Origin of the sequence: Ferrovum sp. (assembly GCF_027317285.1) — a bacterium.
Classification (GTDB): Bacteria; Pseudomonadota; Gammaproteobacteria; order Burkholderiales; family Ferrovaceae; genus Ferrovum.
In genome coordinates this window covers 1-353 of record NZ_DAHVHV010000031.1, presented here as the reverse complement: position 1 = coordinate 353, position 353 = coordinate 1, and the positions used below count along the sequence as shown (strand labels likewise).

At 60.3% G+C, this 353-nt stretch carries 1 protein-coding gene; it reads left to right on the top strand.

What is annotated here, in order from left to right:
- The coding region (locus tag M6F29_RS07710) for a ClpB D2-like domain containing protein (protein WP_524537718.1) at positions 1-259 on the top strand (259 nt) is incomplete at its 5' end.
- Between the last annotated feature and the right edge of the window lie 94 nt (positions 260-353).

The window sequence follows — 353 nt, the reverse complement described above, 5'->3', positions numbered from 1 at the left end:
CGAGTCCCAGTTGCACGAGAAACGCGTGGAGGCCACCTTTACCGAGCGGTTGCGGGCCTACCTGGCGCGCCGCGGCTTCGATCCTCTGATGGGTGCGCGCCCCATGGCCCGCCTGATCCAGGATACGATCCGGCGCGCCCTGGCCGATGAATTGCTGTTTGGGCGTCTGGCACAGGGCGGGAAGGTGGAGGTCGATCTGACCGAGGAGGACAGGATTCATCTCGAGTTCGAAGAAGATCTGGCGGAAAGCGTGCATTAAAACTGTTCTCTTCTGCGGGAGGCCTCTATAATGGCTCCACCAAATCCGATGGGGGAGTCTCGTGGATCCGTTTTCTGACGCTGAAGAACTCGTG